General features: G+C 28.1%; 20 protein-coding genes. 13 read left to right on the top strand and 7 right to left on the bottom strand.

Going from position 1 to position 21,717, the window contains the following annotated elements; translation table 4 throughout:
- Positions 1-99: 99 nt before the first annotated feature.
- On the top strand, positions 100-1,605 hold the full coding sequence (locus tag SCULI_RS05425; RefSeq protein ID WP_025363626.1) for a uracil-xanthine permease family protein: 1,506 nt from the start codon (positions 100-102) through the stop codon (positions 1,603-1,605).
- A 3-nt stretch (positions 1,606-1,608) separates the two neighbouring features.
- On the opposite strand, the gene mreB (SCULI_RS05420) is transcribed toward SCULI_RS05425, so the two are convergent.
- From mreB (SCULI_RS05420) to mreB (SCULI_RS05400), 5 genes are all read right to left on the bottom strand, one after another.
- On the bottom strand, positions 1,609-2,661 hold the full coding sequence (mreB, locus tag SCULI_RS05420) for a rod shape-determining protein (protein ID WP_025363625.1): 1,053 nt from the start codon (positions 2,659-2,661) through the stop codon (positions 1,609-1,611).
- A gap of 51 nt (positions 2,662-2,712) precedes the next feature.
- Complete coding sequence (gene mreB / locus SCULI_RS05415; protein WP_025363624.1) at positions 2,713-3,744, bottom strand: rod shape-determining protein; 1,032 nt, start codon at positions 3,742-3,744, stop codon at positions 2,713-2,715.
- Between the two features lie 167 nt (positions 3,745-3,911).
- The gene (locus SCULI_RS05410; protein ID WP_025363623.1) at positions 3,912-4,223 is read right to left on the bottom strand and encodes a hypothetical protein; all 312 of its coding nucleotides are present in this window, start codon (positions 4,221-4,223) and stop codon (positions 3,912-3,914) included.
- A gap of 49 nt (positions 4,224-4,272) precedes the next feature.
- Positions 4,273-5,301: a rod shape-determining protein gene (locus tag SCULI_RS05405; protein ID WP_038648469.1), complete on the bottom strand. Its 1,029-nt coding sequence runs from the start codon at positions 5,299-5,301 to the stop codon at positions 4,273-4,275.
- A 118-nt stretch (positions 5,302-5,419) separates the two neighbouring features.
- Complete coding sequence (mreB, locus tag SCULI_RS05400) at positions 5,420-6,463, bottom strand: rod shape-determining protein (RefSeq protein WP_025363621.1); 1,044 nt, start codon at positions 6,461-6,463, stop codon at positions 5,420-5,422.
- A 99-nt stretch (positions 6,464-6,562) separates the two neighbouring features.
- Between mreB (SCULI_RS05400) and rnmV the strand changes: the two genes are divergently transcribed.
- From rnmV to SCULI_RS05385, 3 genes are read left to right on the top strand one after another with little or no spacing between them, the layout of a single operon-like run.
- The gene (gene rnmV, locus SCULI_RS05395; protein ID WP_025363620.1) at positions 6,563-7,099 is read left to right on the top strand and encodes a ribonuclease M5; all 537 of its coding nucleotides are present in this window, start codon (positions 6,563-6,565) and stop codon (positions 7,097-7,099) included.
- Positions 7,100-7,897 (top strand): 16S rRNA (adenine(1518)-N(6)/adenine(1519)-N(6))-dimethyltransferase RsmA, encoded by a 798-nt coding sequence (gene rsmA, locus SCULI_RS05390; protein ID WP_025363619.1) that lies wholly within the window; start codon positions 7,100-7,102, stop codon positions 7,895-7,897. It begins immediately after the preceding gene.
- Positions 7,888-8,568 (top strand): GHMP family kinase ATP-binding protein, encoded by a 681-nt coding sequence (locus SCULI_RS05385; RefSeq protein ID WP_025363618.1) that lies wholly within the window; start codon positions 7,888-7,890, stop codon positions 8,566-8,568. The genes rsmA and SCULI_RS05385 overlap by 10 nt, the downstream gene beginning before the upstream one ends.
- 12 nt (positions 8,569-8,580) lie before the next feature.
- Here the strand turns inward: SCULI_RS05385 and SCULI_RS05715 are convergent, their stop codons facing one another.
- Both SCULI_RS05715 and SCULI_RS05380 read right to left on the bottom strand, forming a co-directional pair.
- Positions 8,581-8,739: a hypothetical protein gene (locus SCULI_RS05715; protein WP_169729823.1), complete on the bottom strand. Its 159-nt coding sequence runs from the start codon at positions 8,737-8,739 to the stop codon at positions 8,581-8,583.
- Between the two features lie 37 nt (positions 8,740-8,776).
- On the bottom strand, positions 8,777-10,309 hold the full coding sequence (locus tag SCULI_RS05380; protein ID WP_025363617.1) for an ABC-F family ATP-binding cassette domain-containing protein: 1,533 nt from the start codon (positions 10,307-10,309) through the stop codon (positions 8,777-8,779).
- 246 nt (positions 10,310-10,555) lie between these two features.
- On the opposite strand from SCULI_RS05380, the gene SCULI_RS05375 reads away from it, so the two are divergent.
- Genes SCULI_RS05375 through SCULI_RS05335 form a run of 9 tightly spaced genes read left to right on the top strand, consistent with a single transcriptional unit; the run spans position 10,556 to position 21,706 of the window.
- Positions 10,556-11,593 carry a ribose-phosphate diphosphokinase gene (locus tag SCULI_RS05375; protein WP_025363616.1) on the top strand — a complete coding sequence of 346 codons (1,038 nt, stop codon included), beginning with the start codon at positions 10,556-10,558 and terminating at the stop codon, positions 11,591-11,593.
- 1 nt (position 11,594) lies between these two features.
- On the top strand, positions 11,595-12,164 hold the full coding sequence (pth, locus tag SCULI_RS05370) for an aminoacyl-tRNA hydrolase (protein ID WP_025363615.1): 570 nt from the start codon (positions 11,595-11,597) through the stop codon (positions 12,162-12,164).
- A gap of 12 nt (positions 12,165-12,176) precedes the next feature.
- Positions 12,177-13,466: an adenylosuccinate synthase gene (locus tag SCULI_RS05365; protein ID WP_025363614.1), complete on the top strand. Its 1,290-nt coding sequence runs from the start codon at positions 12,177-12,179 to the stop codon at positions 13,464-13,466.
- An 18-nt stretch (positions 13,467-13,484) separates the two neighbouring features.
- Positions 13,485-14,780: an adenylosuccinate lyase gene (purB, locus tag SCULI_RS05360; protein ID WP_025363613.1), complete on the top strand. Its 1,296-nt coding sequence runs from the start codon at positions 13,485-13,487 to the stop codon at positions 14,778-14,780.
- A gap of 1 nt (position 14,781) precedes the next feature.
- Positions 14,782-15,303: a phosphoribosyltransferase gene (locus tag SCULI_RS05355; RefSeq protein WP_025363612.1), complete on the top strand. Its 522-nt coding sequence runs from the start codon at positions 14,782-14,784 to the stop codon at positions 15,301-15,303.
- Between the two features lies 1 nt (position 15,304).
- A complete protein-coding gene (gene metG / locus SCULI_RS05350) occupies positions 15,305-16,825 on the top strand; it encodes a methionine--tRNA ligase (RefSeq protein WP_025363611.1) in 1,521 nt (506 codons plus the stop codon).
- A gap of 25 nt (positions 16,826-16,850) precedes the next feature.
- A complete protein-coding gene (gene mnmG, locus SCULI_RS05345; RefSeq protein WP_038648175.1) occupies positions 16,851-18,737 on the top strand; it encodes a tRNA uridine-5-carboxymethylaminomethyl(34) synthesis enzyme MnmG in 1,887 nt (628 codons plus the stop codon).
- Entirely contained in the window at positions 18,724-20,223 is a 1,500-nt protein-coding gene (locus SCULI_RS05340) for an APC family permease (protein ID WP_025363609.1), read from the top strand. The genes mnmG and SCULI_RS05340 overlap by 14 nt, the downstream gene beginning before the upstream one ends.
- Entirely contained in the window at positions 20,207-21,706 is a 1,500-nt protein-coding gene (locus tag SCULI_RS05335) for an APC family permease (RefSeq protein ID WP_025363608.1), read from the top strand. The genes SCULI_RS05340 and SCULI_RS05335 overlap by 17 nt, the downstream gene beginning before the upstream one ends.
- Positions 21,707-21,717 lie beyond the last annotated feature (11 nt).

Below are 21,717 nucleotides of genomic sequence, written 5' to 3'. Positions count from 1 at the left end.
GAAAAAACATCTGTTTCTCGTTTTTCTAATTTATATATATCTTTTTAAATCAATTCATTTTATGAATTGATTTTTTTTGTAATTTTTTTAGGAGGAAGTATGGAAGAAAAGAAAGTAAATCTTATTTTAGAGCCACATCAAAGGCCTAAAAATATTGGACAATGAATTATCTTATCAATTCAACATGTTTTTGCCATGTTTGGTGCCACAGTGCTTGTACCAATGGTTATAAATTCATTAGCTGGAGAAACTGTTATTAATATTTCAATGGCATTATTTTGTGCAGGAGTTGGAACATTAATTTATATTGCATTAACTTCAGCAAAAGTGCCAATTTATCTAGGAAGTAGTTTTGCTTACATGACAGTAATTGGACTTGGGTGACAAGATTGAGGAAATGCAGTTTTTATTGCAGTCTTTGCAGTAGGGGTAGTTTATGTAATCTTAGGATTCATAATTCATTGAACTGGATCTGCATGAGTTAAAAAAGCATTCTCACCAATTGTAATTGGCCCAATTGTAATAATTGTAGGGATGAGTGCAGTTACAAGCGCATTACAAAATATGGGATTGTGAGTTTGAGATGATGTTAAAACTTCAATTGAAGAAGTTGGACTGAATTATCCTCAATGATTGGCAATTTTAATTGGATTATTTACAATTATTGTTGCTGCAATCTGTGTTTTAAAAGCTAAAAGCTTTTTAAAAGCAGTTCCAATTTTAATGGCATTAGTAATTGGATATGTAGTTGTAGTTATTATTCACTTCTCATTTAGTTTTACAGGAATTAAATTAATTGAAACTGATTTAATAACAGATGTAAAAAATTGGGAATGATATCCAAGTTTTAAAAATATTACCAATGTTGATTCATCAAAAATTGCTCCAGCTGTGTTATCAATTGTACCAATTTCATTGATAACAATTACAGAGCATTTAGGAGATCACATTAATATTGGAACTTTAACAAATAGAGATTATATTAAAGACCCTGGAATTAGTCGTACACTAATGGCTGATGGAGTATCAATTATGTTTGCTGGTATAGTTGGGGGACCTGTTAATGCAACTTATTCTGAAAATACAAGTGTTGTAGGAATGACAAAAATTGCAAGTGTATGAGTTACAGGACTTGCTGCAATTATGGCATTAACTATGAGTTTCATTGCCCCAATTAATCAATTAATAATGATGATTCCAAAACCCGTAATGGGAGGAATAGGGGTTATCTTATTTGGATTAATTGCCTCAAATGGTGTCAAAATTATGGTTGATAACAAAATTGACTTTAGTAATACTAAAAACTTTATTGTTTTATCTGTGACATTAGCTGTTGGAGTAGGAATGGGAGTTTCGGGAGTTGCAATATCATTTGGAAATTCAGGTTTCCAATTAACTGGAATGTTTGTTGCAACTGTTTCAGGAGTAACCTTAAACTTATTATTACCAGATCAAAAAAATGATGGAGTGTTTTCAATCTTTAAAAAGAAAACCCCAGAAGAAAAAGAAGAAATTGCCAAAATAAAACAATTAAAAGAGCAAACTAAAGCAAAAGAAAAGTTAGAAAAACAAAAACAAAAAGAGCAGAAAAAAAATAAGGTGTAAACCTTATTTTTTTAATGTTTGTAGGAATGTTTCTTGACTATCATCATAGAAGCCTTCTTCAATTTTTCTTAAAATTATTTTTTCGTATGCTTTAGTTCCTTCAATAACACAGTTCAAAGGATCTGCTGCAATTCTTGTAGGTAATTGGAAAATATCATGGAAATATTTATCAACGTTTCTTACTAATGCTCCACCACCACATAACACGATACCATTTTTCATGATATCTCCAGCTAATTCAGGAGGTGTACTTTCCATAACTTCAATTACTAAATCAGTAATTCGTCCAAATGCTCCTAAAAGAACATTTCTAATTTCTTCAGAATTGACTTTTGCTTCTTTTGGTAAACCAGAAACAATATCTCTACCATAAATTTGCATTGAACGTTCATTTGGATATTTCACTAATGAACCAATGTTTTTCTTAATGTTTTCTGCAGTTTTAATTCCCACAGCAATGTTGTATTCAGCACGAACGAATTTCAATATTTCATCATTGAAATAGTTTCCAGCAACTTTAACAGATCTTGAAAGTACAACATCTCCAGAAGCAACAATTGCAATATCAGTAGTTCCCCCACCAATATCAACAATTAAGTGCCCCATAGGTAATTCGATGTTAACTCCAGCACCTAGTGCAGACATTTTAACTTCTTCTTCTACAACCACTAAGTCAGCTCCCATGTCTTTGGCAACCATTTTTAAAGCATCACGCTCTAATTCAGTAACTCCACTCGGACACGCAAGCACAACAACAGATGATTTTCAAAAGTTCATCATTTTTAGTCTGTCAAAGATATGCTTTAATAAATCTTTTGCAGCATCTAAGTCTGCAATAACTCCATCAACTAATGGAGTAACCATTCTAATGTGATCATTTACTTTTCCGACCATTTCATAAGCTTCTTGGCCAATAGCAATAAGTTTATTTAGGTTATTATCATAAGCCATTAAACTTGGTTGACTATAAACAATTCCCTGACCTGAGACATAAGCAAGGATATTGCTTGTTCCTAGATCTAGGGAAATGAAAGGTCTATTTGTTTCAATATACATGAATATAAACCTCCTTTTATTGTTATATATCTAATAAAACTTTAAAAGGGATTATCTACCCATGATGTCATCGTGTAATCTTTGAGCTTTAATAATTTCTCAGATTTCTGATTCGAATTTTTTAGTTCCGTTAATTACGGCTAATAATGGTTGTTCACCAATTTTTGTTGGTAATTGTAATGTATCTGCGAAGTATTTGTCGATTCCTCTAATCAAGGCTCCACCTCCACAAATAGTAATACCATTTCTAAAGATATCTCCAGCTAATTCTGGTGGTGTATCTTCTAATACTTGAACTGTTAAGTCAATAATTCTTGATACTGGTACTTTCAATACCTCACGTACTTCTTCTGGTGTAATTTCGATTTCTCTTGGTAATCCAGAAACAACGTCACGACCATAAACTTTCATACGTCTTTCGTCTGGGTATTTTGATAATGATCCAACGTTAACTTTAATTGATTCAGCTGTTTTTGAACCGATTTCTAGTCCGTATTGTGATCTAATGAATTTTTGACATTCATCATTTAAGTAGTTTCCAGCAACTTTAATTGATTTTGATAGAACGATATCTCCTGATGCTAATACAGCAATATCAGTAGTTCCCCCACCCATATCAACGATTAAGTTTCCTGTTGGAGCATAAATATTTACTCCTCCACCTAAAGCAGCCATTTTAACTTCTTCTTCAACGAATACTTGGTCTGCTCCTAAGTTAATAGCGATTTTTTTCAACGCTGTTTTTTCCAATTCAGTAATAACTGAAGGACATGCTAATAGCATGATTGAGTGTCTTAATTGTTTTGTAATTCTTAATTTTGTAAAAATATATCTTAATTGAGCTTCAGTTGCTCTAATGTCAGTAATAACTCCATCAACCATTGGTCTAACAACACGGATTGTTTTGTTACCTTTCCCGATCATTTTGTAAGCTTCTTCCCCTACAGCAACGATTTTGTTTTCTTTAATTCTGTATGCAACGATTGAAGGTTCGTTATAAACAATACCTTGTCCAGCAATGTAAACAAGTGTGTTTGCAGTACCTAAGTCCATTGACACGAATGTTGGTTTTTTATTTGCCATGTTACGCTCTCCTTTTTCTTTTAATTTATTTTAAAAATGAATTACGTATTTCTAGTTAAAAGTAGAATACATAATCTGATATGATTTTAACATAAAAAAAGACAACTTTCAATATGAAAATTGTCTGTAGAAATATATAGAAAGATTATAACTTAAAAAAATGATAATTAATATAAATCATAATAAGTTTTTAAGTCTTCTTCATATTCAATTTCATTTTCTTTTTCTTGAATTTTTTTCTTTAAATCCTTTTCTGCAGTTTCAAAATCAAATTCTTTAATAATTCTTTTTTTAAAATTCTTAAAATTTGCTTTATTAAATAAAAAAACTGTAAAACATGAAGTACATTTATATAATTCATCTCTTTTATCTAGACAAATTTGCTTATGTAAACATACTTCAAATGTTTTATGAAAATATATCTTATCAACTTGAGGGATTAGCTCATTGTTATATTCATAGATTTTTTTCTTACTCATTCTCAACACCATATAGAGTGTAGCACATTAAAAAATAAAAAAGAGGAATCTAGAAAAATTCCTCTTTTTGTGAACTAAATTCCATGTCTTCAATTGTCAATTCTTTGTGAGCAATTGCTCCATCAATTGTTGCTGTTAAAGCATTTTTAGCAACTCTAACAGGTATTTCAAAGAAATCTTCTAAATAAAATTTAACTCCAGGAATTAATGCAACTCCTCCAGTTACAACAATTCCATTTTTAATAACATCTCCAGCTAATTCGTTGGGAGCTTCTTCAAGAACTGTAGTTATTAAGTTTGTTAAATTTCCAAATGTTGATTGCACAATTTTTAGAATATCTTTATCTTGTAATATTACTTCTTTTGGAAGACCTGAATTTAAATCATATCCATAGGCACTAGTTTTTAAAGGTTCTTTTGTTTTAATTAAAGTAGCAATAGAATTTTTAATTGATTCTGCTGTTATTTCTCCAATTAACATTTGTTCTTTGCTTTTTAAATGTTTTATTATATCTAAATCCATTGAGTTTCCCCCAGATTTTGATCATTTTGTACATACTGTACCATTAGTTGCAATAATTGCAGCTGTTGATTTTCCAGCTCCAATATCTAAACATAAGTAACCATTAGGTTTTGTAATATCAACTCCAGCACCTAATAGGGCAAGCTTAACATCATCTTCAGCTTGAACATGATATACACCCAATTCCTTAATTGATTTAATTAAGGAATTTCTTTCTAAAGTAGTTACACTTGTAGGGCAAGCCAATGTAACAATTGCTCCATCCAATTCATTTTTATATTTACTTAAAACAGCTGATAAAAATAGTTTAAGCATAGCCATATCTGTAATGACACCACGTTTCATAGGATATTTAAGTTGTAATGATCCACTAAGTTTCCCCACAAACTTTTTGGCATCATCTCCAACTGCTACTACTCTTCTAGTTTTAAAATCTAGGGCAACCAATGTTGCTGCATTAAATACTAGACCTAAATTTTCAATGTGAATTTTTGTTTTACTTGTACCAACATCAATTGCGATGTGTCTTCTCTGGTTTAAAGTTATTTTTGCCATAAGTATCCCTCAACTATCTAAATATATTTTAACTATTTTTATTATAATAGTTGTATTATTTTGTAAAAAAATGGCAATAAAATAAAAAAGAAGCTTGTAACTTCTAGCTTCTTTTTTATTATTTAATGTTGTATTCTCTTGAATCACGTAATTCAACTACGTCTAATCATTTTTCGATTTGTTTTTCGTATTCTTTAGTTCCTTCAATAACTGTTAATAAAGGATCTTGAGCTTTTGTAACTTTTAATTGGAAAATTGATTCAAAGTATGTATCGATTCCTCTTAATAAAGCTCCACCACCACAAATAGTAATACCATTTCTAATAATATCTCCAGCTAATTCAGCAGGTGTATTTTCCATTACTTCAACAATTAAGTCAGTAATTTTTGAAAATGGTGCTAATAATGCATTTTTTACTTCATCTGGTGAAATAACAACTTCTCTTGGTAACCCTGAAATAACGTCTCTTCCGAATGCACGGAATGTACGTCCGTTATCGATTTTTGTTAATGAACCGATCTCAATTTTAATTTTTTCAGCAGTTTTAATTCCGATTAGTACGTTGTACTCTGCACGAATGTATTTTCTAATTTCTTCGTCAAAGTGATTTCCAGCTGTTTTGATTGATCTTGAGATAACAATATCTCCAGCAGAAATAATAGCGATATCTGTTGTTCCCCCACCAATGTCAACAACTAAGTGTCCACTAGCGATTGAGATGTTAATTCCAGCTCCAATAGCTGATAATTTAACTTCTTCTTCAACAAGAACATTTTTTGCTCCCATATCAGCAACAACTTGTTTCAATGCTCCTCTTTCTAATTCAGTAACTCCTGAAGGGCAGGCAAGAACTACTAAAGCATTTTTTAAGATATCTGATAATTTGATACGTGAAAAGATGATTTTGATTAAATCTTTTGCAGCGTCTAAGTCAGCAATAACTCCGTCAACTAATGGTACAACCATTCTAATGTCTTCGTTAGTTTTACCAACCATTTCGTAAGCCTGTTCTCCAGCTGCTATAACTGTGTTTGTATGTACATCGTATGCCATTGTTGAAGGTTCATTATAAATGATCCCTTGTCCCCCTAAGTATGCTACTACGTTAGCAGTACCTAAGTCTAAAGCAACGAATTCTCTTTTACGGTCTCATGATGCCATATTTATTTCCTCCTCTATAAGAAAAAAACCCTTCGTGTATAATTATACTATAATAACTATAAAAATACTAGTTAAAGTATAAGAAAGGTGTTATTTGATATGAAAATTGAACAAGTCATAATTGTTGAAGGTAAAACAGACACTAATAAACTAAAATTAATTTATGGATCTGATAATATTGATACCATTGAAACAAATGGACTTGCCTTAGATAATAAAATTTTACAATTGATACGTGACCTTAATGATGTACGAGGTGTAATAATTTTTACAGACCCTGATGGTCCTGGAGTTAAAATCCGCGATACCATTAATGCATATCTTAATTTTAAATGTTTTAACGCATTTATCAATAAGAAAAGCATAAAAAATTCAAAAAAAATTGGAATCGCAGAAGCAAATGAAGAAGATATACGTGAAGCATTAAAAAACTTGATACAATTTAATGGAAAAGAAATAGAAACTTTAACTTGAAAACAATATTTAGAAAATGACTTTTATAATATAAAAAATAGAATCAAAATTGCCAGTCACTTTAATTGAAATGAAAAAATTAATTCAAAAAAATTATTTCAATGATTAAACTTATTAAATTTAAATGTTGAAGATGTTAAAAAAATTTTAGGAGTATCTTAAATGGAATTTGCAAAGAAAAAATTTGGTCAAAACTTTATTAGTGATAAAAATTTAATTAATAAAATTATAAATATTTTAGATCAAGATGAAAAACATTTAATAATAGAAATTGGTCCAGGAAGAGGAGCTTTAACTAAAGAACTTGTTAAGAGATTTGAAAAAGTTATTGCAATTGAAATTGATAAGGATATGGAGTATGTTCTAAAATTTGAAATTACAGAGCCAAACTTTGAACTAATAATTGATGATGTCTTAAATATAGACTTTGAGCAATTCTTAAAATTAGGTTATAAAAAAATCTCATTAATATCAAATACACCTTATTACATTACTAGTCAAATAATTTTTAGAACTTTAAATTTTTCTACTAATTTAGATGCAGCTATTTTTATGGTTCAAAAAGAAGTCGCAACAAGAATTTGTGCAAAACAAAATGAAAATAATTATAATAATCTTTCTATTGCATGTCAGTTTTATTCTGAATTAAAATATGAATTTACTGTAAATAAAAATATGTTTAGACCAGTTCCAAAAGTTGATTCAGCAATTATAAGTCTAAAATTTAATAATAAATATTTGAATAGTGTAAATGATGATCAAAAATTTGTTGAAATGGTTAGAAAACTTTTTAACAATAAAAGAAAAACAATATTGAATAATTTAGGGCAATTAACTGCTAATAAATCTCAATCACAATTAGCATTGGAAAAATTAAAAATTAATCCTATGAAAAGGCCAGAAAATTTAAGTATTGAAGATTTTATATCTATATATAATGAGGTAGCTCAATGAAAATAAATTCTTATGCAAAAGTAAATTTAAATTTAAAAGTATTTCCCAAAGATAATAGTGGATATCATAAAATTGAAAGTTTAATTACAAAGGTTGAAAACCTGTATGATACTTTAATTATAGAAAAAAATAGTTTAGCTCAGGATGTCATTGAATGTAATATTGAGCAATTAACTAAATCAAATTTTATTTTTGATGTTTTAAATATACTAAGAAAAAATAATATAATCACTGAATTCTTTACAATTAGATTAGAAAAAAAGATTCCTATCGGTTCAGGACTTGGTGGGGGAACAAGTAATGCAATTGCATTAGCAAAATATTTAATAGGAGATTGTAAAATTTCTCAAACAATTTGAAATGAAATAGCACTTAAAGTTGGGTATGATTCTTATTATTTTATTTCGGGATTTGATGTAGCAATTGTAAAAGGTTATGGTGAAATAGTTGAAAAAACTGAGAGCAATATTAAAATTTTTAAAGAAGATTTAATCTTTACAAATATAAATTGTGAAACCAAAGCAGTCTATGAACAATTTGATAAAGTAGGTTATAACCAAGAAATAAATTATCTTACTAAAGCAGCAGTTACACTTTATCCAGAATTAGAACAATATACAAAAGAGGGTATAATGTCAGGAAGTGGATCAACATTTATTAAAAAAAAGATATCGTAAGATATCTTTTTTTTAAGAATGTTTTGCACATAAGTGAATGTTATCCAAATCTTGTTGTGCAATTCCTTGTTGCATTTTCATTGTTAAAATACTTGCAGCAGCGCCACCTTGGTTTGTTTTTTGCATTTCTTCAATACATTTAAAACAACCAGAATCAAAGTTTTTATCCATAAAAATACCTCCCAATATAATTTGATATAAGATAATTTTACACTAAAGTTTCAAAATCTATAACTCTATCTGCTCATAAAGTTGAAAAATTAATATCGTGAGTTGTTAATAAAACAGTACCTTTAAATGCTTGTATTGCATCTAAAAGTGCTTCTTTTGCTAATACATCAATGTGGTTTGTAGGTTCATCAAGTACTAAAAGACTACATGGAATCATACTTAGAGCTGCAAGTCTTACTCTTGTTTGCTCTCCTCCAGATAGTTTTTCCATTGGTTGCATCATTAATGAACTTTTAACACCAAATTGTCCAATTTTTGCTCTAGCTTCTGAATCAGTAATATCGGGAAACTTTCTTAATAAATATTGAACAGCATTAATTCCTGTCACATCTTCAATTTGTTTAAAGTAAGCGTATTCAACACCATTTCCTAATTCAACACCACCATCAAAAGGTTTAATTTCTGTTGAAGCAGTTTTTAAAAATGTAGTTTTTCCAATCCCGTTTCTTCCAGTAATAATACATTTTTCACCTTCACGAATAGAAAAGTTTAATTCATGAAGTAACGGATGTTCATAACCAATAATTAAATTTTTAGCTTCTAAAATAGTAGCACTTGCTGGACGTTTATAATTAAAATTAAAATTTGGTTTTGTAAGATCTCTTCTTTCATTCATTACATCCATTTTGTCTAATATTTTTTGTCTTGATTGTGCAGACTTTGCAGTACTTGCTCTAGCTTTATTTTTAGCAACAAAAGTTTCTAATTTCTTAATTGTTTTTTGCTGTGATGCAAAAGCTTTATCATATTGTTCTTTAAGCATTTCTGAATCTGCTAGATACTTATCATAGTTTCCAACAAAGCGAGTTAGTCTTAAATTATCTAAAGCGTAAATAATGCCACAAGTTTTATTAATAAAATCATTATCATGAGATACCATTACAAAAGCCTTTTCATAGTTCTGTAAGAATTTTGCAAGTCATTCAACTTGTTGAATATCTAAGAAGTTTGTAGGTTCGTCTAAAAGTAAAAAATCATCACCGCTTAGTAAAAGTTTTGCAAGAATAACTTTTCCTCTTTGACCCCCAGATAATTCTCCCATTTTCATTTTTAACTTATCTAAACCAATTCCTAATCCATCAACTAGGTTTCCAATTTTTTTATCAATCATTTCAAAGTCATTTAAATTTAATGTATCTTGGTATTTTAAAGCTTTTACTAATTCATCTTCGTTATATTCAATTGCCATATCTTCATAAATTTTATTCATTCTTGCTTCTAATTCATATAGATAACTAAATGCAAGTTTTAAATAATCTTCAACTAGTTGTTCACCATCAACATCTTGATGTTGATCTAAATAACCAATTTTAGTTTTTGGATGAATTTCAACTTCACCTTTATCTGGTAAAATTTTTCCTGCAATAATATTTAATAAAGTTGTTTTTCCAGCACCGTTTGGCCCTATTAAAGCGATGTGCTCACCTTTATTTATTTTTATTGCAGTATTTTCATATAATTTTTTATCTCCATTTTTGTGTGATATATCGTATAAATTTGCTAATCCCATAATAACTCCTTATAAAATGCCCTTTTTTAGTCACTTTTTATATTATATATGATTTTTAAATTAGTAAATAGATAAATTTAGGTTCAAAAACCTTGTCTACAAGGGCCAAACTTTTTAATTTATTAATATAAATACCTTTCTTTGATACTCACAGACAAGGTTTTTTTCAATTTACTTTTTATATTTTCTTTTTGACTAAATAAATAGTTGAAATTTGTTATTATTAAAGGGGAGATAAATACAAACATGAATAAAGATAGCATAAAAATCTTTGGATTATCATCAAATAAGCCATTAACTAAAAAAGTTTGTGATTTATTAGAAGTAACAGAATCACAAGCAAAAACTTCAAAATTTAAGGATGGAGAGATGATAGTACAATCTCTTGACTCAGTGAGAGGACAAGAAATTTATATTATTCAATCAACTAATCAACCTGTGAGTGACAATTTAATGGAATTATTAATTGCCATTGACGCATTTAAAAGAGCTAGTGCACAAAAAATTAATGTGGTTATTCCATATTTTGGATATGCACGTCAAGATAGAAAAGCAAAAGGAAGACAACCAATTACTGCTAGACTTGTTGCAAATTTAATTGAAACAGCTGGAGCAAATCGTGTAATTACAGTTGATCTTCATTCAGCACAAACTATGGGATTTTTTAATATTCCAACAGATAATTTTTCAACTGCACAAACTATGGCAAGTGAAATTATCGACACAATTATTAAAAATAAATTAGACCCTGAAAACTGTATCTTAGTTTCACCTGATCATGGTGGTCTTACTAGAGTTCATGGAGTTGCCAGTTATACAGGACAAATTACAACTGGAATTGCAGTAATTGCAAAAAGAAGACCTGAACCAAATAAAGCAGAAGTAGAATTCATTTTAGGAGATATCCAAAATAAAACTTGTTTTGTTATTGATGACATGATTGATACTGGAGGAACAATTATAAATGGAGCAAGAGCTTTAAAAGAAGCTGGAGCAGAAGATATTTATTTATTTGCTTGTCATGGTTTATTTAATGGAGATGCAACTTCAAAAATGCAAGATGCAATTAATGAAGGTATTGTCAAAGAAGTTATTGTAACAGATACAATTGATATTCCTGAAGAAAGAAAATTTGAAGGATTAAAAATTGTTACAGTTTCAAATTTACTTTCAAATATGATTTTAAGTTCATATGAAAAATCATCATTAACAAATGTATATCATGATTTTAAAGATTCACTTACAAAAACTGTTGAAGAATATTTAAAGGAATTTAAAAAATAAAATGCCTAAATTAATTATTGGACTAGGTAATCCAGGAAAACAATATGAAGTCACACGTCATAACGCTGGTTTTATAGCTATTGATTGTTTACTTGAAAGATATGGATTTCAAAATTCAAAAGAAGATTTAAAAGCACAATTATTTTTTTCATCAATTAATGGTGAAAAAGTTATTTTTGCAAAACCTCAAACTTTTATGAATCTTTCTGGACAAGCATTAATTGCAATTATGAATTTTTATAAAATAAATATTAAAGATATAATTGTGATTTATGATGATAAGGATTTACCACTTGCTTCAGCACGCTTTAGAGAAAAAGGAAGCGCTGGAGGACATAATGGTATTAAAAATATTATTGCTTTATTGGGAAGTGATCAGTTTAACAGACTAAGAATTGGAATTGATCCTCCACCAAATAAGGAATATAAAATCGTTGATTGAGTTTTATCAAAAATGAATAATAATGAAATTGAAAGTATAAAACAAAGAGTAAATGATATTTCTGACTTTTTAAAAATCTTTGTTCAAGATTCTGATTTTAAAAAAGTTATGAATATGTTTAACAAATAGAGGAGAAACAAAATGAAAAAATATAACACATTAGTTGTTGTTGGATCACAATGAGGTGATGAAGGTAAAGGAAAAGTTACTGACTACTTTGCTCAAAAAACAAATATAGTAGTGAGATTTTCTGGAGGAGATAATGCAGGACATGTAATTAATTTCAACGGACAAAAACATAAAGTAACAATTATACCTTCAGGAATTTTTAATAAAAAAGTTATCAATGTTATTGGAAATGGCTGTGTTTTAAATTTAAGACAACTTGTTAGTGAATTTGAAATTATTAAAAATTCTGGAGTGGAATATGGAACATTATTAATTTCAAATCGAACACAACTTGTATTACCTTATCATATTCTAATTGATGGAGCACAAGAAGATTCAAAAGGTGAAAATAAAATTGGAACAACTAAAAGAGGAATTGGACCAGCTTATCAAGACAAAGTTTCACGTATTGGAGTGAGACTTGGCGATCTTGCAAATCCAAATTTCAAACAAAGATTTGAACAAATTTATTTATACCAACAAAAATTTTTAAAGAATATGTATAACATTGAATTAAATGATTTTGAAAATACATATAACCAATTAATTGAAGATTACAATACTATCAAAAATAATATTATTGATAGTGGTGAATATGTTGAAGCTGCAATTAAAGAAGGAAAAAAAGTTTTATTTGAAGGTGCACAAGGTGCAATGCTAGATATAGATCATGGAACTTATCCATACGTTACAAGTTCAAATTGTTCTGCAAGTAATGTTGCTTTAGGAACAGGACTTGGATTTAAATATGTTGATTCGATTCTAGGAGTTGTTAAAGCTTATTCAACAAGAGTTGGAGCTGGAGGATTTCCTACAGAATTAAATGATGCCATTGGAGATGGTATTAGAGAACGTGGAAATGAATATGGATCAAATACAAAAAGACCAAGAAGAATTGGATGACTTGATGCAGTTGCATTAAAATATTCAATTAGAACTTCTGGATTAGACAAATTATTTATTACCCTATTAGATGTTTTATCTGGAATGGATGAAATTAAAATCTGTAACAAATATTTATTAGATGGAAGAGAAATAACAAATGTACCAGCAACTTCAGAGGAATTTGAAAAATGTGAACCAGTTTATATTTCAACTCCAGGATGAAGTGAAGATATTACAAAGGTAACTTCATTTACAGAATTACCTGATGCTGCAAAAAATTATTTAAAACTAATTGAAAAAATTTGTGAAACAGATATTGTTGGTTTCTCTGTTGGACCAGATAGAACTCAAACAGTATTATTAGAAGAAGTATTTTAATTTTTAGGAGGAACAATTATGCTAGAAAGATATTCAATTAAAGAGATTGAACAAATTTGAAATGAAGATAACAAATTAGATATATGATTAGATGTTGAAAAATTTGTTGTTGAAGCATGAAGTGAACTAGGGGTTGTTCCTCAAGATGACTTAAGTAAAATTTTAAAGAATTCAAAAATTGATCGTGCTCGTATGTTAGAAATTGAAAAAGAAACAAAACATGATGTTGTTGCGTTTACAAGAGCAATTTCAGAAACATTAGGAGAAGAAAAAAAATGAATCCATTTGGGTTTAACTTCAACAGATATAGTTGATACTGCTCAAAATAAAATGATTCAATTATCAAATCAAGTTGTTTTTGAAGCACTAGAAAAATTAAAAGCAACATTATTTGAAAAAGCAAATGAAAATAGAACACAAATCATTATGGGAAGAACTCACGGAATGTATGGTGAACCAACTTCATTAGGTTTAAAATTCTTATTATGATTTGAAGAAATAAAACGCCAAATTGAGCGTTTTAATCTTGCAAGAAAGCAAATAGAAGTTTCAAAAATTTCTGGTTCAATGGGAAATTATGCAAATCTAGAATTAGAAGTTGAAGAAATTGTTGCTAAAAAAATGGATTTAAATGTTGATACATTATCAACACAAGTTACACAAAGAGATCGTCATGCGAACTTAATGTCGACATTTGCAAATATTGCTTCAACTTTAGAAAAGATTTCAATTGAAATTCGTCACTTTCAAAGAAGTGAAGTACAAGAAATATGTGAAGGTTTTGATAAAGGACAAAAAGGTTCTAGTTCAATGCCTCATAAAAAAAATCCAATTAGTAGTGAAAACATATCTGGTTTAGCAAGATATGTGAGAACATTTGTGTCTGCTTCATATGAAAATAATCTTTTGTGACATGAAAGAGATATTTCACACAGCTCAAATGAGCGATTAATGCTTCCAGATGTTTTCAATATTTTGGTCTATATTTTAAGAAGAATGAGTAATACTATTGATAATCTAGTTATTAATGTGAAAAACATTGAAAAACACATTGAAGAGCAAAAAGGATTATTCTTTAGTCAAAGAGTTTTAACTTACATATTAATGAAGTATAATTATTCTAGAGAAGAAGTTTATGACTTTATCCAAGCTTGTACATTAGAATGTCAACAAACAGGAGAAGAGTTTAAGACTATTCTACTTAAAAATAACATTTCTAAATTTATTAGTAATGATAATGAGTTAGATGAATTATTTGATATTAATTTTTTTATTAGACATGTAGATAAAATTTTTAGAAGGGTGATGGATTAAAATGATAGATAATCACAAATTAGTAACTTTAATAACTGAAGAAGAAATCAAGGCTGCTGTTATTAAAGCTGCAAATGATTATGCAAAACTTTATGAAAATCAGCAATTAACAATTGTTGCTGAATTATCAAGTACATTTGTATTTGTAGCAGACTTAATTAGAGAATTACCAATTGATGTAACAATTCAATTTATAACAAGAAAACCGGGTGAAGATCACACGGCTAAAATTGATTTAGGTTTAACAGATTCATTGGAAGATAAAAATGTTTTAATTGTATGTGATATTTTTTATAAAGGAAATGCATTGAAAAAAACTTATGACTTAGTAATGGCTGAAAATCCAAAAGATGTTAAGTTATTATCATTGATTGATAAAAAATCAAAAGAAAAAAATGAAGAATTGAACGTTGAAAGTTTATTTAAACTTGATGATGTTTTCATTGTAGGTTATGGATTAACACATAATGAAAGTTATAGAGGTTTAAAAGGAATTTACAATTTACAAGTAGAGGAAAAATAGTATGTCAAAAAATTTCTTTGTTTCTACTCCAATATATTATCCAAGTGGAAAATTACATATTGGACACACATATACTACAACTTTAGCAGACGTGATGGCAAGATACAAAAAAGAAAACGGTTTCGACGTTTTCTTTTTAACTGGTTCAGATGAACATGGTCAAAAAATTGAACAAAAAGCAGTTGAAGCTAATATGTCTGCTCAAGAATATGTTGATGGAATTGTATTAACATTTAAAGAGTTGTGAGAAAAATTAAATATAGATTATGATCGTTTTATTAGAACAACTGATGAAGATCATGTTAAAGCTGTTCAAAAAATGTTCAGTCTTTTATTGTCTAAAGATTTGATTTATCCTTCAAAGTACAGTGGAAAATATTGTATTAGCTGTGAAGAATTTTTAACTCGTGAGCAAATGGATGAAGACTTTATTCATAATGTTTGTAAAAACAAAGCAGTTGATTTTGAAGAAGAAACATATATGCTAAGAGTTTCAAATTTCAAAGATTATTTGCAAGAATTATTTGCAACTGACTTTTTAGAACCTGCAAATCGAAAAAAGGAAATGTTAAATAATTTTATTAATAATGACTTAGAAGATTTATCAGTAACTAGAGTTAGTTTTAAATGAGGAATTGAAGTTTTGGAAAATCCAAATCATGTTATTTATGTATGACTGGATGCTTTATCAAATTACATTACAGCATTAGGTTGAGGTAGTAATGATGAATCAATGTTACAAAAATTTTGATCGCATGATAGTGAAGTACTTCAATTAGTTGGAAAAGAAATCACTCGTTTCCATTCAATTTATTGACCAGTTATGTTAAAGTCATTAGATTTAAAAGCACCTGATAAGTTATTAAGTCATGGATGAATTTTAAGTAAAGATACTAAAATGTCTAAATCACTTGGAAATGTAATTGATCCAATAGAGTTAATTGAAAAATATTCAAGTGATGCATTGAGATTTTATATCATAAATAATTTACCAACAGACAAAGATGGTAACTTTACTGATGAATTATTTATTGAATCATTTAATACTAATCTTGCAAATAATGTTGGAAATTTATTATCAAGAGTTTCAAATATGATTATGAAATATTTTGATGGAAAACTTTTAGAAACAAAAATTGATGAATCTCATTTTTTAGTAAAACTTGGAAATGAAACTATTAAAGAATATCAAAAATTAATGGATCAATATAATATGTCAGAAGCTTGTCAAGTGATTTTAAAACTTGGACAAGAATGTAATAAATTTATTGAAGACACAAAACCATGAGCTCTTGAAAAAGAACAAAAAATAGATGATCTAAATCTTGTGCTTTCAATTTTACAAAAAAATATTATGATAATTTCTTTCTTATTAAAACCAATCTTGGTAAATTCTTATCCACTAATGGTTGGTCAAATGGGTGTTGACCCTAAAGAAGTAAATTTCAAAAATTTAGAATCAAATAATTTTAATTTTAACAAAATTGAAAATAAACTTGTATTGTTTGAAAGAATTAAATAATTAAAATGAAAGAAGGTGTTTATTCATGGAAGCAGATATTATTGTAGTTGGAGCTGGACATGCTGGTGTTGAAGCTGCACTTGCAAGCGCTAGATTAAACAAAAAAACAATTTTAATAAATCTATACGAAGATAAAATTGCAACCATGCCATGTAACCCTTCTGTTGGAGGTCCTGCAAAAGGAATTGTTGTAAGAGAAATTGATGCACTTGGTGGAGAAATGGCAAAAGCAGCTGATGCAACTGCTTTGCAAATGAAATTATTAAATTCATCAAGAGGACCTGGAGTTTGAGCACTACGCGCTCAGTCAGATAAAATTGAATATTCAAAGTATATGCAAAATAAAGTTAAAGAACAAAAAAATTTAACTTTAGTTGTGGATGCTGTTGAAGATATTATTTTAGATAATCAAAATAATGTTCAAGGTGTAATACTAAAAAGTGGAAAAACAATTTCATGTAAAGCAGTTGTATTAACAACTGGAACATATCTATCAAGTTTAATTTATAGAGGTGAAGAAAAATTTGAAAGTGGTCCTAATGATGAGATCACTACAAAAAGTTTAAGCGCAACTCTAATTAAAAATAATATTAAAACTTTTAGATTTAAAACTGGAACACCACCAAGAGTAAAAAAGGATTCAATAGATTTATCAAAAGCTGTCATTGAACCTGGAACAAATATGCCTTTAGCATTTTCATCTTCTACCAAAAATCCAATAGAGTTTTCAAAACAAATGGATTGTTATTTGATTCATTCAACTTTAGAAACTAAAAAAATTATTGAGGATAATTTAAATAGATCTGCAATGTATTCTGGAGAAATTCAATCTGTTGGACCAAGATATTGTCCAAGTTTTGAAGATAAAATTGTAAGATTTAATAAAAAAGAAACACATCAAATTTTTTTAGAACCAGAATCTAAGCAATTAGATACTTTTTATGTGCAAGGATTTTCAACTTCAATGCCAATTGAAGTTCAAGACTTAATGTTGAGAAGTTTACCTGGTTTTGAAAATGTGATTGTTGATAAATGAGCTTATGCAATTGAATATGATTGTATAGATCCTCAACAATTAAATTTATCACTTGAATTGAAAGGATTTAACGGATTATTTACAGCAGGACAAATTAATGGAACTAGTGGCTATGAAGAAGCTGCGGGACAAGGATTAATTGCTGGAATAAATGCTGTTAGAAAAATTAATGGACTTAATCCTTTAATTTTAAAAAGAAATGAATCATACATTGGAGTTATGATTGATGACTTAATTAATAAAGGTGTTGTAGAACCATATCGGCTACTTACAAGTCGTGCAGAAAATCGTTTAACTTTAAGAAATGATAATGCAGAAATGCGATTGAAACAATATGGTCATGAAATTGGATTGATTTCAGATGAAGAATTTATTCAATTTACAAAATTCAAAGATGAAATTAATGAAACAATTTTAAAATTAAAAGATATTCGGTTTTCACCAAAAACTGATTTGGCAAAAGAACTTAAAGAATTAGAACAAGCAGAATTAACTCAAGGTTTAAGTGCATATGAAATTTTAAAACAACCAAAAGTTGAAATGGATGTTTTAAAAAGACATATTGATTTTTTGAGTGCTTTAACAGATCAACAATTGCAAATAATTTTAATAGAAATTAGATTTGAAGGTTATATTAAAAAAGAAAATGAAATAATCGAAAAATTTATTAAATTGGAAAGGAAACAAATACCAACTGATATAAATTATGATGATGTAGAAAACATAGCAGTTGAAGCAAAACAAAAACTTGAAAGAGTAAGACCAAAATCAATTGGTCAAGCTTCAAGAATAACTGGAGTTAATCCTGCAGATATTCAAATGCTGTTGTTCTATTTAAAGAAAAAATATAACGAGGTAAAAGATGATAAAGGTTAATAAAAAAAATAAGGCAATGAATAAAACTTTTGAATTTCTAACGATATTTTCACTTACATTTGGAATTGTTGTTGGTTCAGGGATTTATTTAAAAAACTCTAGTAAAGATGGAGTTCTTGCAGCTGCTGGGCAAAACCCATGAGTTGCAATAGCTGTCTGAGTCTTTGTTGGAGTATTTGCTTGTATGATGATGCTTTCATTTATTGAAGCTTCATCAATATCAAAAAAAGATGAACATAATACTATGCCTACAATTGGGGCAACCTTTTTAGGAAGAAGATTTGGAACAATATTTTCAATATTTTATATTGTTATCTATTGACCAGTACTAACTATAATTGGGGGACTATTTACTGTAAATGCACTATTTAGTGCAGTTGATGCATTTGTATTTGCAACTTCTAATGAAGCACATACTTTAAATGATTTAATGGGTGGAGAAACTGTAAGAATTACAGTTGAATTAATACTTGGATCAGTTATTTTATTAGGATTTCAATTATTTAATACATTTTATACAAAAGAAGGTAAATGAGTTCAAATTATACTTTCAGTTTTAAAATTTGTACCATTGTTGATGGTATTAATTGGGGGATTTACATTATTTTTTAGTGGAAAAATTTCAGAAAATTCATTTGAAACTGATTATGAACCATTTAAAGTAAATCATATATTTATGGCTTTAATCCCAATTTTATTTGCATTTGATGGATTTGTGGATTCAATTGCAATTCAAAAAGATATTGAGCATAAAGAAGTTGTTGCTCCAGCAATGTTGACAGGAATTATCGCAGTTTCAATATTTTATTTAATTATAACTATTTCAATATTTGTTGCATCAGATGATGGAAATGTATTGAGCATGTTTGATAATGTCAGTCCGCAGTTATCATTAGTATTTAATTTAATAATTGTGGTTACATTACTTGCTACAGTTAATGCATATACTGCATTATTTCCAAGAATGATTCAAGGTTCAATTGATGAAGGATACATCTATTCAAAAGATAATTCTAAAAAATTAGATTATAAAAAAGCCTGTTTAATGAGTGGAATTATAACTATGACAATGGCAGTTATTTTTGTAACAATCTCATTGTTAATAACAGATAAAGGATCATTAGATTACTTTTTAGTATCATATTATTCTGCAGATACAGGAATTTTATTTGTTTTTATAATTTATGGATTAATAATGGCTGGATTATTAGACAATAGAAGAACAAAAAAATATCAAACAAAACAGTTTAAAGGTAGTTATGCTATTGGTATAATTACTTTGTTGATATTAGTATTTATGGTATCTTATATGCATTATGTAAGTATTGTCCAAAACATAGTTGATTTTATTAAATTTGGAGGAGCTGATAAATTAATCATTCCTTCAATGTGATTTGGATTTTTAACAATAATAATTAGTACATGGTTGGTAAATGACTTTTTATTAAAAAATAAGGAAGTGAATAAAATTGATAAAAGTAAATAAAAAAAATAAAGCGAGGAATAAAATTTTTGAATTTCTAACCATTTTTTCAATGGCTTTTGGAATTGTTGTTGGTTCAGGAATTTATTTGAAAAATAGAAGTAGTGGTGGTGTACTTGAAACTGCGGGGCAAAATCCATATTTAGCTTTAGTAGTATGAGCCTTTATTGGTGTAGTTTGTACATTAATGATGATTTCTTTTATAGAAATTGCTTCATCAATTGAAAAAGATGATCATAATACTGTGCAATCTTGATCAAATAAATTTTTAAATAGACAATCTGCAAGTTTATTTTCAATATTTTATGTAGGTTTTTATATGCCAGTTTTAGCTTCAATTGGGGCATTGTTCACTGTTGATGTGTTATTCACATATGGAATTGAACCATTTTTAGCAGCAACAGGTAAAACTGCATTACATGAAACATTATCAACTGCAAGTTTTCTTTCAATAAAAATAACACTATCAACTATTTTATTGATTAGCTTTCAAATTATGAATTCATATACATCAAAACCAAGTAAATGAATTCAAACAATATTTACATTTGTAAAGTTTATTCCATTATTTGCAGTAGTTATTGGGGGATTTGTTCTTTTTTTAACAGGAAATGTTGATGGCGAAAGTAATTCATTTGATAAATCAAGTGGTCAATGAAGTTTAGGAACATTCTTTGCAACAGCGATTCCAATTTTATTTGCATTTGATGGCTTTATTCATGCTTCAACTTTACAAAAAGACGTTGAGCACAAAGAAGTTGTTGAACCAGCAATGTTAACAGCAATTATTGGAGTAACAGCATTTTATATTATTATTACCATTTCAATTTTTATTGGAGCAAATGATGGCAATATTTTTAATTTATTTGATAGTATGTTTAATGAAAACGCTCCAGGGATTAGTTTATTGTTTAAAATAATAATTACTTTAACAATCTTGACAGTTATTAATGGATATACAACCTTAATTCCTAGAACGATTAAATCTGCTGCAGATGAAAAATTCATATATTTAGGAAAGAGATATGAAAATATTTCACATAAATCAGCTTCTTTCTTAGGAGCAATTATTACAGATGTAATTTATATATTTACAACTTCAATTTCAATTATTATTGGTATTGTTAGAAATGAAACACCAAATCATATGTTAATTGCAGATACATTATCAAGTACAACAGTTATTTACTGTTTCTTAATTTATTTAGCATTAATAATTGGTCAAATTCGTAATCGACATACAAATAAAGTTAATGTAAGAAAAGTTAAAGGTGCTTATGTGATTGGAATTATCACTGCAATATTGTTAATTATTGTTCTTGGATATGTTAATTTTGAATTTTTCATAATGCCATTTATTAGATTGGATTTTATTGGATTATTAACATCAATTTCATCATTGATAGTAATTGTTCCAATTGCAATTTGATATTTCATTAATGAAGAATTAATAAAAAAATCAACTTTTAATCCAAATATTAAGTAAAATTGGTAAAA

The organism is Spiroplasma culicicola AES-1, assembly GCF_000565175.1.
Classification (GTDB): Bacteria; Bacillota_I; Bacilli_A; order Mycoplasmatales; family Mycoplasmataceae; genus Spiroplasma_A; species Spiroplasma_A culicicola.
The sequence above is the reverse complement of the archived record's forward strand: the minus strand, read 5'-3'. Positions and strand labels throughout refer to the sequence as shown.